The sequence below is a fragment of the Candidatus Tisiphia endosymbiont of Mystacides longicornis genome (assembly GCF_964031095.1).
Classification (GTDB): domain Bacteria; phylum Pseudomonadota; class Alphaproteobacteria; order Rickettsiales; family Rickettsiaceae; genus Tisiphia.
Genome location: NZ_OZ035004.1, coordinates 976,048 through 989,222, shown reverse-complemented (window position 1 = coordinate 989,222; position 13,175 = coordinate 976,048). Strand labels below are relative to the sequence as shown.

Annotated in this window: 14 protein-coding genes, 1 tRNA gene and 1 rRNA gene; 1 reads left to right on the top strand and 15 read right to left on the bottom strand. The window is 34.7% G+C overall.

All coding sequences use genetic code 11. From position 1 onward, the window contains the following. The 8 genes from ACQH6S_RS05050 to tolB form a co-directional block, all read right to left on the bottom strand. Complete coding sequence (locus tag ACQH6S_RS05050) at positions 1 to 519, bottom strand: IS630 family transposase (protein ID WP_425364377.1); 519 nt, start codon at positions 517 to 519, stop codon at positions 1 to 3. Then, a complete protein-coding gene (locus ACQH6S_RS05045) occupies positions 483 to 854 on the bottom strand; it encodes an IS630 transposase-related protein (protein WP_425364376.1) in 372 nt (123 codons plus the stop codon). The genes ACQH6S_RS05050 and ACQH6S_RS05045 overlap by 37 nt, the downstream gene beginning before the upstream one ends. Before the next feature lie 8 nt (positions 855 to 862). Then, complete coding sequence (locus tag ACQH6S_RS05040) at positions 863 to 1,411, bottom strand: hypothetical protein (protein WP_425364385.1); 549 nt, start codon at positions 1,409 to 1,411, stop codon at positions 863 to 865. Positions 1,412 to 1,748: 337 nt separating this feature from the next. Beyond that, positions 1,749 to 3,251: ribosomal RNA gene (locus ACQH6S_RS05035) — 16S ribosomal RNA — on the bottom strand. 207 nt (positions 3,252 to 3,458) lie between these two features. Next, positions 3,459 to 4,622 (bottom strand): FAD-dependent monooxygenase, encoded by a 1,164-nt coding sequence (locus ACQH6S_RS05030; protein ID WP_425360561.1) that lies wholly within the window; start codon positions 4,620 to 4,622, stop codon positions 3,459 to 3,461. After that, positions 4,622 to 4,882, bottom strand: a complete 261-nt coding sequence (locus tag ACQH6S_RS05025) for a monovalent cation/H+ antiporter complex subunit F (protein ID WP_425360562.1) — start codon at positions 4,880 to 4,882, stop codon at positions 4,622 to 4,624. The genes ACQH6S_RS05030 and ACQH6S_RS05025 overlap by 1 nt, the downstream gene beginning before the upstream one ends. Before the next feature lie 433 nt (positions 4,883 to 5,315). Then, positions 5,316 to 5,391: transfer RNA gene (locus ACQH6S_RS05020), tRNA-Thr, on the bottom strand. Between the two features lie 20 nt (positions 5,392 to 5,411). Then, on the bottom strand, positions 5,412 to 6,734 hold the full coding sequence (tolB, locus tag ACQH6S_RS05015; protein ID WP_425360857.1) for a Tol-Pal system beta propeller repeat protein TolB: 1,323 nt from the start codon (positions 6,732 to 6,734) through the stop codon (positions 5,412 to 5,414). Positions 6,735 to 7,002: 268 nt separating this feature from the next. Here tolB and ACQH6S_RS05010 point away from each other — a divergent pair, with 268 nt between their 5' ends. Further along, entirely contained in the window at positions 7,003 to 7,260 is a 258-nt protein-coding gene (locus tag ACQH6S_RS05010) for a hypothetical protein (RefSeq protein WP_375330254.1), read from the top strand. A gap of 233 nt (positions 7,261 to 7,493) precedes the next feature. Here ACQH6S_RS05010 and cyoE read toward each other — a convergent pair whose 3' ends face one another. The 7 genes from cyoE to ACQH6S_RS04975 form a co-directional block, all read right to left on the bottom strand. Further along, positions 7,494 to 8,390, bottom strand: a complete 897-nt coding sequence (cyoE, locus tag ACQH6S_RS05005) for a heme o synthase (protein WP_425360563.1) — start codon at positions 8,388 to 8,390, stop codon at positions 7,494 to 7,496. A gap of 412 nt (positions 8,391 to 8,802) precedes the next feature. Next, a complete protein-coding gene (locus tag ACQH6S_RS05000) occupies positions 8,803 to 9,255 on the bottom strand; it encodes a DUF1772 domain-containing protein (protein WP_094649544.1) in 453 nt (150 codons plus the stop codon). Between the two features lie 58 nt (positions 9,256 to 9,313). Beyond that, on the bottom strand, positions 9,314 to 9,715 hold the full coding sequence (gene acpS, locus ACQH6S_RS04995; protein WP_250310675.1) for a holo-ACP synthase: 402 nt from the start codon (positions 9,713 to 9,715) through the stop codon (positions 9,314 to 9,316). Next, a complete protein-coding gene (gene rpoZ / locus ACQH6S_RS04990) occupies positions 9,712 to 10,104 on the bottom strand; it encodes a DNA-directed RNA polymerase subunit omega (RefSeq protein WP_094649542.1) in 393 nt (130 codons plus the stop codon). The genes acpS and rpoZ overlap by 4 nt, the downstream gene beginning before the upstream one ends. A 148-nt stretch (positions 10,105 to 10,252) precedes the next feature. Beyond that, entirely contained in the window at positions 10,253 to 11,071 is an 819-nt protein-coding gene (gene mutM, locus ACQH6S_RS04985; protein WP_425360564.1) for a bifunctional DNA-formamidopyrimidine glycosylase/DNA-(apurinic or apyrimidinic site) lyase, read from the bottom strand. A gap of 116 nt (positions 11,072 to 11,187) precedes the next feature. Then, positions 11,188 to 12,483 (bottom strand): O-antigen ligase family protein, encoded by a 1,296-nt coding sequence (locus tag ACQH6S_RS04980; RefSeq protein WP_425364384.1) that lies wholly within the window; start codon positions 12,481 to 12,483, stop codon positions 11,188 to 11,190. Positions 12,484 to 12,495: 12 nt separating this feature from the next. Beyond that, a complete protein-coding gene (locus tag ACQH6S_RS04975; RefSeq protein WP_425364383.1) occupies positions 12,496 to 13,005 on the bottom strand; it encodes a DUF2155 domain-containing protein in 510 nt (169 codons plus the stop codon). Positions 13,006 to 13,175: the final 170 nt, after the last annotated feature.

Here is a 13,175-nt window from a genome sequence, read left to right as displayed (position 1 = left end):
TTAGGTGACAAAGAATGCAGAAATAGCTTTAGATAATGTACCAATTTCCGCTATTTTGTTTCGAATCCATCGCTTCATATTAGCCCAAAATTTTTCTATTGGATTTAAGTCTGGAGAATATGGGGGTAAAAAAATAACTTCACAACCAACTGATTCTATTAGCTCTTTTGTCTTTTGAGATTTATGAAAACTAACGTTATCCATCACTACAACCTGTCCTGCTGTTAACTCTTTAATCAAAAATTTTTCAACCCAATTATTAAATAGTTCTGTATTACAAGTTTTATTAAAAACAAAAGGGGCTATTGGTTTGTTATTTACTAAACCAGCTATTATATTAGTCCTTTGATAATGCTTCCCACTCTTCTTGCCAATCAATAATTCTCCTATCTTACCCCAACCTCTATCTTGGCAAATTGTCATATCTATCCCACTTTCATCAAGATATACTATTTTATCTTTATCATATTTACTGATCTTTTCTAAATAATCAGATCGTTTCTCTGCACTTGCTTCCAAATAGCTAAAGGTTTTTTTTTATAACTAAATCCTAACTTTTTTAATATATTAGCTACTTGAGAACCTGTAATTCCAAAATTCTTACCAATTTCTTGTAGCTTACTATTAGGGTTATTTGTTACGAAATATTCCAATGCTTTTTTATCAATCTTACTTTTAAATCCTAGTCTAGCTCTTGCCAGCACTGTTCCTTCTTTTCTTCTCCTTACGTTCCAACGGCTAATTGTATTTTTATGTATAGCAAATATTCTAGCAGCAGATTCTTGACTATTACCTTTTTCTATATAATTTATTACTTTTTCTCTTAAATCTTGACTATATGGACTTGTTGACATTTTTTCCTTTATTTATACCACATCTTATCACCTAATTCAATTTGATTTACTATAGTTAGAAAATTAAGCCATTCTTTACTCATAAATTCGCGATCAGCCAATAAATATTTAATTTTATGAACTCCAAAATTATTGATAAATCGCTCTAAAATTTCCTCCATCAACCAGCTAGAACAAGCACCCCCGTGATCTAATGGATACCAATAAATAGGCACAGAAATTTTTCCGAAAACTATAACCAAAAATAATATATTAATATCACTTGTGCCAAATTTCCAGCAAGTTCTATCCAGAGCAATAATGTATTTGTCATTAGCAAAAATATTCAAAATAAACTTAGCAATTTGGTCATAATTAAATATTTGATCCCTAAACAGCCTATATATTCTTTGAATTCTAGAGCTATGTTTAGCTTCACTCTTAATTCCAAGTGCCATGTTTTTACCGCTAACGGAGCAATTCTCAATTAGACTCATAATCATTCCAGAAAGACATTCTAGCCTTGATTTTTTCCAAGAAAAGTTTAGTATCAGTGACTGAAGTAGTATATTGTGCATAGTCAGAAAATACACTCTTATACTACTTCAACCTTCCATATACAATACCTTTGCAGAGTATTTATTACAAAAATTGTAGGGTACTATGGATCGCAAGGACACAAGCTATTTTCTATATGACTTTTAAATGCCATGTGTAAGGTAAGTAGTAAGAAACTATAGGAGATAATGTTTTTCCTTAGCAAGTTAGGCAGAGCTATAACTTGATAGCAACGGAATGACAATCAAAGAAAGAGCTGTTTTTAAAAATTTGATAAACAATCAGTTAAAGGTAGTGACAGCGAAAGTCGAACTTAGGCAAATATTACAAAAGTAATACTTGCTATATTAAGTCTTTAAAGGAGGTAATCCAGCCGCAGGTTCCCCTACGGCTACCTTGTTACGACTTCACCCCAGTCGCTAATTTTACCGTGGTTGGCTGCCTCTTACGTTAGCTCACCACCTTCAGGTAAAACCAACTCCCATGGCGTGACGGGCAGTGTGTACAAGGCCCGAGAACGTATTCACCGCGGCATGCTGATCCGCGATTACTAGCGATTCCAACTTCATGTTCTCGAGTTGCAGAGAACAATCCGAACTGAGATATCTTTTAGGGATTTGCTCCACGTTACCGTATTGCTTCCCTCTGTGGATACCATTGTAGCACGCGTGTAGCCCAACCCATAAGGGCCATGATGACTTGACATCGTCCCCACCTTCCTCCGGCTTATCACCGGCAGTTTCCTTATAGTTCCCGGCATTACCCGCTGGCAAATAAGAATGAGGGTTGCGCTCGTTGCGGGACTTAACCCAACATCTCACGACACGAGCTGACGACAGCCATGCAACACCTGTGTGTGGTCCAGCCGAACTGAAGGGATGCATCTCTGCTTCCCGCGACCACCATGTCAAGGGTTGGTAAGGTTTTTCGCGTAACATCGAATTAAACCGCATGCTCCACCGCTTGTGCGAACCCCCGTCAATTCCTTTGAGTTTTAATCTTGCGACCGTACTCCCCAGGCGGAGTGCTTAATGCGTTAGCTACGAAACCGAAAGAATTTCTCCCGATATCTAGCACTCATCGTTTACGGCGTGGACTACCAGGGTATCTAATCCTGTTTGCTCCCCACGCTTTCGTGCATCAGCGTCAGTTGTAGCCTAGATGACCGCCTTCGCCACCGGTGTTCCTCCTAATATCTAAGAATTTCACCTCTACACTAGGAATTCCATCATCCCCTACTACACTCTAGATTAGTAGTTTTGAAAGCAGTTCCGAGGTTAAGCCTCGGGCTTTCACTTCCAACTTACTAAACCGCCTACGCACTCTTTACGCCCAGTAATTCCGAACAACGCTAGCCCCCTCCGTCTTACCGCGGCTGCTGGCACGGAGTTAGCCGGGGCTTTCTTGGTCAGGTACCGTCATTATCTTCCCTGCTGAAAAGGGCTTTACAACCCTAAGGCCTTCGTCACCCACTCGGTATTGCTGGATCAGGCTTTCGCCCATTGTCCAATATTCCCCACTGCTGCCTCCCGTAGGAGTCTGGGCCGTGTCTCAGTCCCAGTGTGGCTGATCATCCTCTCAGACCAGCTACAGATCGTTGGCTTGGTAGGCCATTACCCTACCAACTACCTAATCTGACGCGGGCTCATCCATCAGCGATAAATCTTTCCTCCGAAGAGAATATACGGTATTAGCATTTATTTCTAAATGTTATTCCGTACTGATGGGCAGATTCCCACGTGTTACTCACCCGTCTGCTACTAACTAATTTAGAGCAAGCCCTAAATTAATCCGTTCAACTTGCATGTGTTAAGCATACCGAAAGCGTTCGTTCTGAGCCAGGATCAAACTCTCAAGTTTGATTCTGTCTACTTTTTATTCAAAAAATTGACAGGTTTAATTTATCACTTTAAGTGATAAGTACATTTTGCTGTCACTACCTATATCTGATTATTTACTTTTAAAAACAGCTTACGAGTTGATGAGTAATCATCTTTTCGTGTGGTAATCATATGCAAAATCTACTATGCTGTCAACTGCTATTTTGATTTTTTTTACAATAACATTCTAATTTTTAAGATTAAACCTTTTACCCATAGCATATTGTTTTAATAAATTCTTAATCGGATCTATATTATCAATAGCTTTAAGCCCTAAACGTCTTAGGTACCATAAGGGTTTTGAATGATTTGAGAAAATACTATTTAGACTCTCAGTAATCATATACATATTACAATTATCATTTTGTCTTAATTTTTGATATCGTTCTAGTACCGCTGCATTTGTACCACTACTTGCAACTAACCCAGTTAAAGTCTCAATATCTTTGATGCCCTGATTTAAGCCTTGACCAGCTAGCGGATGAATTACGTGTGCACTATCTGCCACTACTACTATTTTATTATGAAAATATTTACTAGTTACACGAGCTTTTAAAGGAAAAGAACTAATATCACTATCCACCGCAATAGCTCCTAGAGAATTGCCACAATTTCTACTTACCAAATACTCAAACTCTTCACTCGGCAAACTGGTCAATAACGCCGCCTGCTCTTGGCTGGTAGTCCATACTATCGATGAGGTTTTTTGATCCTTGAGAGGCAAAATGGCAAAAGGACCAGATGGCATAAAATGTTCAATAGCACAATTTTCATGATTTTTCTTATGCCTAATATTAAATGTCAAGGCAGTTTGATTATATGATTTTTCTATTTTATTGAAGAAATAATATTGACGGGCTTTAGAATTATGCCCATCACAAACAATCAATAAGTCACTATTTATAGTTTTCTGATTATCTAAATAGATGATCGAATGATCAGCTTTACTATCGATCTTTTGATAACCACACTGATCAATTATGTTGATTAATGAGTTTTTTTTAACATTTTCTAGTAATATTTGCTTAAATTCACTGTTTTTTACTATATAACCTAATGCATCATTACCTTTGATATTTGGCAAACACAACATTTCTGGTGCCTTATTATCCACAACATAAATTTCCAGCATTTTGCCAGCTACCTGTTCAATCTCAGACCACAAACGAATAGCTTCTAGGAATCGTGAAGAAGCAGGAGTTAAGGCTGTAGTCCTGATATCAGCACAAAAGCTGCTAGAGTTTATTGATTGACACTCAAGGATCGTAGTTTTAATATTCTTCCTGGCAAATGATAATGCCGTAAGCATACCACTTAAACCACAACCTAATATTACTATTTCTTTTTTCATTACATTACATTATTAGACTGACCAATAAAATACTTTAAATATGCTCCGCTTGCTATAAAGCTTAACAGAAAATAAATCAGAGCAATATCTAAATAACAATTATTCATTTTAAATGACCCAAGGAAACAAATGAATAAAGTCATTATACTAGTTAAACTATTCAGCACTAAGAGTTTTACAAAAATATTTCCATTTTTAAGCAATAAATAAATCATTAAAGCAACAAATAAAATATTAATGATTAAATAAAGATTTATCATAGACCTAATTTAAATTAATTAAAAATGGATTGCCACGCTCACATATGTTCGCTCGCAATGACATGTACGACCTCAAACGTCATGGCTCAGAGCTACTTTAGTGGCATTGATGCAATCCAGAAAAATGATTAAAATAGATTGCTACACTCACATACATTCGCTCGCAATGACGTGTATACGCCTCAAACGTCATTGCGAGGAGTGCGGAAACCGCACGACGAAGCAATCCAGATTTATTATAATTTTTGGATTGCTTCGTCGACCTTACGGTCTCCTCGCAATGACGGTTTCTCAATTATTGTTTTCTTAAACTGACGCTTATGTGCCTACGCGGGAATGACAAGAGGAAGCGGGAGTAACAACTTACAATTGCTTCGTCAACCTACGATCCTCCTCGCTAATAGACATTGACTATAAAGTATTTCTATATTTATGGTGCCGATAGAGGGAATCGAACCTCCGACCTACGCGTTACGAATGCGTCGCTCTGCCAACTGAGCTATACCGGCGAGATGTTTATAAACTTGCGTTAGTTTAACATTTTTGACCATTCTGGGTCAGAAGCATCTTGAGGGGTGATAATTTCTCTTTCATTATAACCGGTTAAATCAATGGAATATATACGATTTCTCCCAGCTACTTTGTTTCTAGGAGGCCAACCTTTAGCAAACATAATTATCCTACCATTGGTTGACCAGCAAGGACTTTCAACCAGATACCCGCTAGTTATAATTCTTTCACTATTTTCCTCACCATTAGCAAGAGCTTTCATCACCCCAATGGTAAACCCCTCTCTAGAAATCTTAGTAAAAGCTATATAATCCCCTCTAGGTGACCAACTTGGTGCATAATAATTTCCCCCGCCAAAACTTATACGTTCAACATTTGAACCATCAGAATTCATAATATATAATTGCTTTGATCCACTTCGATCAGAGTTAAAAACTATTTTACTACCATCCGGTGAATAGCTAGGAGAAGTATTAATACCAATACCATTGGTCAATTGTTTAGTCACCATACTATTCAAATCAGTTTCAAAAATATGGGTAGCTCCATTTCTTGCCATTGACATTATAGCCTTATCCCCCTGGGGTGAAAATCTTGGAGCAAAGGACATACCAGGGAAATTACCAACCAATTTTTCTTTACCCGTTTTAAGATCACGAATGTAAACATGTGGTTTTTGCTTTCGTGCATACGATAAATACATAATTTTATCTGCTTGCGGCGAAAATCTTGGAGTAAGAACTAGATTTTTACCATCTGACAGATATTTGTGATTAGCACCATCATGATCCATCATAGCTATTTTCTTTACTCGCTTTAGATAAGGTCCACTCTCTGACACATACACTATTCTCGTATCAAAGTAACCTGAATCTCCAGTAATTTTTTCATAAATTTTATCAGCTATTTTATGTGCCACCCTACGCCATAAATTTGCTGACACTTCAAAAACCTCACCTATAAGATCTTTTTCTAAACTTACATCCCATAATATAAAACTAACCTTTAGCTTGCCAGAAGATAGTTTGATAACTTCACCATTAATTAGCAGATTAGCATTAATTTGTCGCCAAGCAGCAAAAAGAGGCTTATGTTTTATTCCTAGAGTCTGTTCTATAAAAGAAGCAGTAGAAATAGGACGAAACATACCAGAACTTTTTAGGTCATTAGATACTACGCTAATTATATCAGCACCAATTACACTATTGCCACTATTATCTGCATCAAATTTATTGATGGCTATCGGCATTGGATCAACATGTCCACGCTCTATAACTATAGTTTCTATTGCATAGCTATTAAAGTTAGCAACTACTAATAGTATAACAAATAAATACTTGATCACTAATCCCACCTAGATCATTTTTTAACAAATTATATCAATTTTTTTACTAGCTATATTTTATTAGCTACACTATAGCAGATAAATTGTAAAACACTAAGTATTAGAATGTAAAAAATAATAAATTTTGTAAAAATAATGAAGAGATGCTTATACCTTGTTATCGACAGCAAGAATACTAATATTTGACATTCATAAATGATCAAGATACAATCAACATATGTGGCATAAAATGTTATATTATGCACAAATTGCTAGCATGGATATTATGGAAGTTATACGTACAAAATTAGGGGATGGTGGCAGAGTCATTATTCCATCAATCTTTCGTCACAATCTTAATCTAATGGCAGGAGATGACATTATATTACATATGAAGGATGAGACAATTTATATTACCACTCCTAATCAAGCTTTATCCAAACTACAAACAAAGGTGAGAAACCATATTAATGCCACTAATCAAAATGTTTCCCTTGTTGATGAGCTAATAGCCATGAGACGTTTAGAGGCAAAGCGTGAATAATACCGCATTACTCATACCCATATACACTGCTGATAGGGTTTGGACTCAACTACAATTAAATAATGCAGATATTAAATTAATTCGCTGAATTCCTACAAAAATATATCCAGACAAGTTGTAACTGGACATTAAATTAACTTATCTTCTATTCTTTCTAACTGCCAAAAGAATATTTAGTTATTGGAGTATAAAACAGCACTTAATTAATTATCTCCGACAATCAATTAGTCAGATTAGCTATAATTTCGAAAGAAATCCAATGTTAAAAAAATACTGAAAAGATAAAATATTGAATAGGCAAATAATTTCTTAGCCTGTTTATTATCTTTATCACGAAACAAAGAAACAGCATAATATAGAAAAATTAGACCTAATATAAATGCCGTAAGCAAATATAAATGATTACTTATTCCTAAGCAAAATGGCATAAATGTAGTAATAAACATAATTATACTATAGGCAAGAATTTGCTTCTTAGTATAATAATCTCCCTTTACTACCGGCATCATCGGAACATCACAATTTTTGTAGTCTTCTGAACGAAAAATTGCCAATGCCCAAGAATGCGGTGGTGTCCAAGTTAAAATAATCATAAATAAAGAAAAAGAGCCAAGAGAAATCTCATTAGTCACCGTTGCCCAACCAATCATAGGCGGTAATGCACCCGCCACCCCACCAATAACTATATTTTGCATGGTTGAACGTTTTAGCCACATAGTATAAATGAAGACATAATATAATATGGTTATTAATAACAATAAAGCCGATAGCAGATTAACACAAAGACCCATCAGAAAAACTGAAAAGAAGGCAACAACCACACCAAAAGCTAAAGCGTCCTGTGGTTCTATAACCCCGGTAACTAGAGGTCTATTTTGCGTACGTTTCATTATGGCATCAATATCTCTATCATACCACATATTAATAGCTGCACTACTACCAGCTCCAAGCGTAATACAGAGCATAGCAATACACGCTATAAATGGATGAATTACGCCTGAAGCAAGCCATAGACCAGAAAAGCTGGTAAATACCACAAGTGCCATCACTCTAGGTTTCATCAGCATAATATAGTCCATAACCGAGCTATTATAGTCAATTGATGAGAAGTTGGTGACGTCCTTACTCATGCTCGCCCATTACTTATAGGCGTCGCCCCATCGTTCCTAGCACCAAATTCCCCTGAATTGACTATACCGGACTCTAAACTGAAGGGGGGGATTAATATTTTACTCATAACAACCTTGATACTCTGTGAACAAAATTATAGTCAATTGATGAGAAATTGGTAACGTCGTCGCTCAATACTCACCTATTACTTCATAGGCGTCGCTCCATCGCATAAGCGTCAGTTTAAGAAAATAAAGTAGAAAAGTAGTCATTGCGAGACCACGCAAGTAGGTCGTGGCAATCCATCTTTGGTTACTTTTATGGATTGCCACGACCTACTTGCGTGGTCTCGCAATGACTACTTTTCTACTTTATTTTCTTAAACTGACGCTTATGCACTCCATCACTCCTGCTACCTAATTATTATTGCTTTTATTCACTTTTATCAACTAATGCTATAATAGCTAATAAGGTTGAAAGCAAAATAAGTCCTACGCGTAGCCAATGCATCAATTCCCATAGTTTTAATTCATAAACTACTTGCAAAGGATCAATTGTACTATGAGCAAATCCTGCATTTGCTTTGACAAAATATACAAAAAATAACACAAATGTCATACCTAGCGATACTGCAGATGTACACCATAAGTTACGTCTCTTGCCAATTTTATTTTGCATTAATGCCAATATTACAGAGCATTGAGCTATTAGTCCAATAGTTAACATTGTAGCACCAATTGTAAAAGACCAACTGGAAAAATATGACAAAAAATCGGTAGGATTCATACTTTGCCAAAATGGTACTAATACTAAACCAATAACAATACAACCACCGGCAAAGATACTTATTGCTATTAATGCTACTAGCTCTATAATTTTTGGCATGATACCCCCTTTTTTAGTATTTTTATTTAATTAAAACAACTTCCAGACCTCTATATACCTAAGATGTAGCGATTGCAAACGCTACGGAAGTTGGGTAATCATCTGAAATAGACAAATGAATTTTAATTTGTTCAAAATTTTGTCCAGAATTTTGTCCAAATTTGCTCTGATTTTCATGATGATAAATCGATACAAATGGCTTTCCTAAATCATCATTTAATACAGAGATATTTTTAAATTGTAAATTTCTGCCAATCCCAACGCCAAGGGCTTTGCTAATTGCTTCTTTTGCTGCAAACCTTCTTGCCAAGAAACAACCATGTTGATCTTTACTTAGAGAACTTAGCTTTTGTACTTCCTTTTTAGAAAGAATTTTATCTATAAAACGTTGACCATATAGGTTTAATATCCTCTCTATTCTTGGAATTTGTACTATATCTGTACCAATGCCAAGAATCATTTTTGTTCATTATCACTTATATTATCATCAAATACTTGATCATCTAAATCAGAATAATCTTCAGTAATACTGATATCTGCACCACTTGGTAAATAGTCAAAATCTTCTGCAACAGCATCAAGAGAAGCATCGGGATTTTCTTCATCAATAGGATCGACTCTATTTTTTGTTCGAAGGCGTTTTAGTAACTGAGATTTTAAAGAACAAACTGTTACATAACCAGCCGCTATTTCACGTAATGCCAGCACAGTTGCCTTATCACCTTTAACGTTATTAATAGTCATCTTACTGCCAGAATTTATATCATTTGCTCTTTGAGACGATAGAGCTACCAACTCAAACCTATCATGAATTTTCCCAATGCAATCTTCAATCGTTATCCTAGCCATAACCCTCTCTTTTTATTTTATAAAATCCAACTAATTGTACTAAGTATACTAAGTAACTAAGTAGATTTCAAGGATAGAATTTTTATTTATTTACTCACCTTACGCATGGCATTTACAGATCATATATATCTCGTCATTGTGAAGAAGCTTATTTTTGGCAAGTGGCACAATAAAAACTAGCCCTACCGGATTGCTTTATTTTCCTTATTATTCCCTGGCAGTTCAAACATTTCTGATTTTCTCGGGCATAGACCTGTAATTCTTGTTGGAAATAACCAGGTTTACTATCACCGCTAACAAAATCCTTGAGAGTTGTCCCGCCTGCTGATATGGCTTTTGTTAAAACATGTTTGACGGCTAACAACAAATTACTTATTTCGTTATTTGATAAACTACTACCCAGTCTACCTGGATGTATTCTAGCCACAAAAAGACTTTCAGAGGCATATATATTCCCAACACCGACAATAATCCTATTATCCATTAGCAGGTTTTTTATCGGAACAGAGCGATTCAGCAATTTCATTTCTAGATACTCATACGACATATCCTCTGACAAAGGTTCTACGCCTAAATTTGCTAAAAATGTTTCTTCAAGGAGCTTTGTTTGCCCGGTATAAATCATACCGAAACGTCGTGAATCATTAAAAACTAATTTTTTACAACTCCCCAAAAAGAGAATAATATGATCATGCTTTTGTATCTGATAATCGCTAAGTTGTAGTGTTAACCTGCCAGTCATACCAAGATGGACAATAATCGAGTAATAATTATCTAGATCAATTAGCAAATATTTTGCCCTACGCCTTAGGGCGATAATTTTTGCTGATTTTACATCTGACTCTAACTGCTCGCTCAGTCTATAACGTATATTATCCCGCCTTTTATCCAGCTTATTAATGGTAGCCCCTATTATTCGTTGTTCTAGGCAGCGTCTTAATGTTTCAACCTCAGGAAGTTCTGGCATTTTTACATTTTATTACTATTTTAATTTATTATGTATATCACATAAACAACTTAGCACTAATAGTCGAAATAAAATATTTGACAATGGCTGTCATCGATCCTACTACCTAATTCTCATCAATTGACTATATTTGTCACTGATCGACGTAATAGTAATTTAAGCAAAATAATCGCCCCAAAGGCACTGCAAACCCACCATACTTGCCAAATATTAAATGAGATCATACCTATTATATAATAATTTATAAAGCAAGCATAGGCAACAGACTTATAATTTAACGTATCTATATCTATTTCCTTACTTGCTAGATTCATCTTATCATATTTAGAGGACTGCACTAAGCTTATATTACTAATTTTTTGAATATATTTATAAATTAAAGATAAAAATAGTATCAAACCTATTAAGCCCGTTTCAAATAAAATTTGCATTATATTATTATGTGGGTGTAGAGGTAATGGTGACCAAGTCCATTGATGATAGCTAACCATTTGTTCTTTATCAACTTTAAAATTTCTTGACGAAGCAAATCCATAGCCCAAAATTGGTTTCTTGATAATTTGCTTGGCAACAAAGTGCCAAATAAACACCCGATGCTTAGCAGTATCAGGTAGAAATTTAGCATAGTTCTCTAATGCATAATATGGTTGTATTTTATAGCTAATTATCGGCATCATTATCGAACCGATGAGCATAGCCAAGGTAAATAATTTCAAAAAAATAGATTGCAATGCTTTGGTTGCTAACAGCCTATTTGTTAAAAATACTAACCCACCTACGGTAAATGCTAAAAAGCTTGCCAAACTATCTGAGATAAATAATAAATAAAAAATTAACAGATAATATATTAGTGCCAATAGATATTTATGATATAGTATCAGTATAGCAATGAGTAACCAGGAAAGAACTGACAATAAAGAACAGCCCCGATCAAGAAGGAATAAAAAGAACTGACCGGAAGAATTTGGCTGAAAAATAGTACGAAAGGTTCTTGTTATAATACCATGAGATAGATATTCTATAAAGAATAGAGCAATTGCTGCCACTATTCCTATAATAAAATATATTTTTATTTTGGTTGCATTGATCGGTAATTTATCAATATTGCTATTTACGATAAACCCTATTAGAATAACTAAAGAAACTTGTAGATAATTAACTAAAGAGGAAGGATAGTTATGTGAATAAAAATTTGTTACAAGACACCAAAGACAAAATAGTAACTCCAATTTCCAATTGGATAGCAAAGTTTTTTTAACAGCAGCATATTGCAAATTAACAAAAATTTTACCTCTTAAAGTGGTTAATATAGTTAATAACCAAATAGGAACTATTACTGCTGCAGAGAAACCGGAAATTAATCCAACTGCTTGAAATAACATTACTAACACGTAAATCATGGATTGTATCATTCTTAAATATCCTTATAAACAATCTTTAGCAAAAATTTCATAAATTGGATGCTCAAAGGTGGAAACTGAAATGCTTGATGAGATAAGCCATCCTTGGAAAATTAACATAGGGTCTTCATCAATCTTATGTTCTGTAATGGTTAATAGCATGTAATTATCTCCATTGTAAGAATCAAGATTTTTTATACATTTATGCAATTTAATTTGAATGTTACCAAAATATTGTGGTTCATTAAGCTTTAATAACATTTCCTTTGATGTTGCGGTAATTTTATTTAAAGCAATAATTTTGCCCTGCTGGCAAATTTTTAATTCTGAATTTTCAGCATTATTTGGTATATTGGATAAATTATTGTCGTTAACTTGACGGTCTTTAATTTCTAAGGCTTTAATTTCTAACTCGTTACTATCTTCATCGGTAGTATCGAAGAATTCTACATCTTGAACGACGTCTTCGGCTTGTCCATAAGGAGAGAGAACGCATAAAAAACCGATTATACTAGTAAATATAAGACGTTTCATCAATTTTTGTAGCATTCGGAAATAATAATTCTTTGAGTTATATTGGAGTGGTAGTTATACTACCTTGTAATAAAATTGTATATGTAAAAATTTACATTTTTTTATTGTAATTTATTTTTCTATACTCCATATTGGTAGAGTAACTAATATATAATTAGAGTCAATTGATG

What these genes read in the sequence shown, in the direction of transcription:
- ACQH6S_RS05045 (WP_425364376.1), bottom strand. Translation starts at nt 854, where the DNA reads ATGTCAACAAGTCCATATAGTCAAGATTTAAGAGAAAAAGTAATAAAT.
- ACQH6S_RS05040 (WP_425364385.1), bottom strand. Translation starts at nt 1,411, where the DNA reads ATGCACAATATACTACTTCAGTCACTGATACTAAACTTTTCTTGGAAA.
- ACQH6S_RS05030 (WP_425360561.1), bottom strand. Translation starts at nt 4,622, where the DNA reads ATGAAAAAAGAAATAGTAATATTAGGTTGTGGTTTAAGTGGTATGCTT.
- ACQH6S_RS05025 (WP_425360562.1), bottom strand. Translation starts at nt 4,882, where the DNA reads ATGATAAATCTTTATTTAATCATTAATATTTTATTTGTTGCTTTAATG.
- ACQH6S_RS05010 (WP_375330254.1), top strand. Translation starts at nt 7,003, where the DNA reads ATGGAAGTTATACGTACAAAATTAGGGGATGGTGGCAGAGTCATTATT.
- cyoE (WP_425360563.1), bottom strand. Translation starts at nt 8,390, where the DNA reads ATGAGTAAGGACGTCACCAACTTCTCATCAATTGACTATAATAGCTCG.
- ACQH6S_RS05000 (WP_094649544.1), bottom strand. Translation starts at nt 9,255, where the DNA reads ATGCCAAAAATTATAGAGCTAGTAGCATTAATAGCAATAAGTATCTTT.
- acpS (WP_250310675.1), bottom strand. Translation starts at nt 9,715, where the DNA reads ATGATTCTTGGCATTGGTACAGATATAGTACAAATTCCAAGAATAGAG.
- rpoZ (WP_094649542.1), bottom strand. Translation starts at nt 10,104, where the DNA reads ATGGCTAGGATAACGATTGAAGATTGCATTGGGAAAATTCATGATAGG.
- mutM (WP_425360564.1), bottom strand. Translation starts at nt 11,071, where the DNA reads ATGCCAGAACTTCCTGAGGTTGAAACATTAAGACGCTGCCTAGAACAA.
- ACQH6S_RS04980 (WP_425364384.1), bottom strand. Translation starts at nt 12,483, where the DNA reads ATGATACAATCCATGATTTACGTGTTAGTAATGTTATTTCAAGCAGTT.
- ACQH6S_RS04975 (WP_425364383.1), bottom strand. Translation starts at nt 13,005, where the DNA reads ATGAAACGTCTTATATTTACTAGTATAATCGGTTTTTTATGCGTTCTC.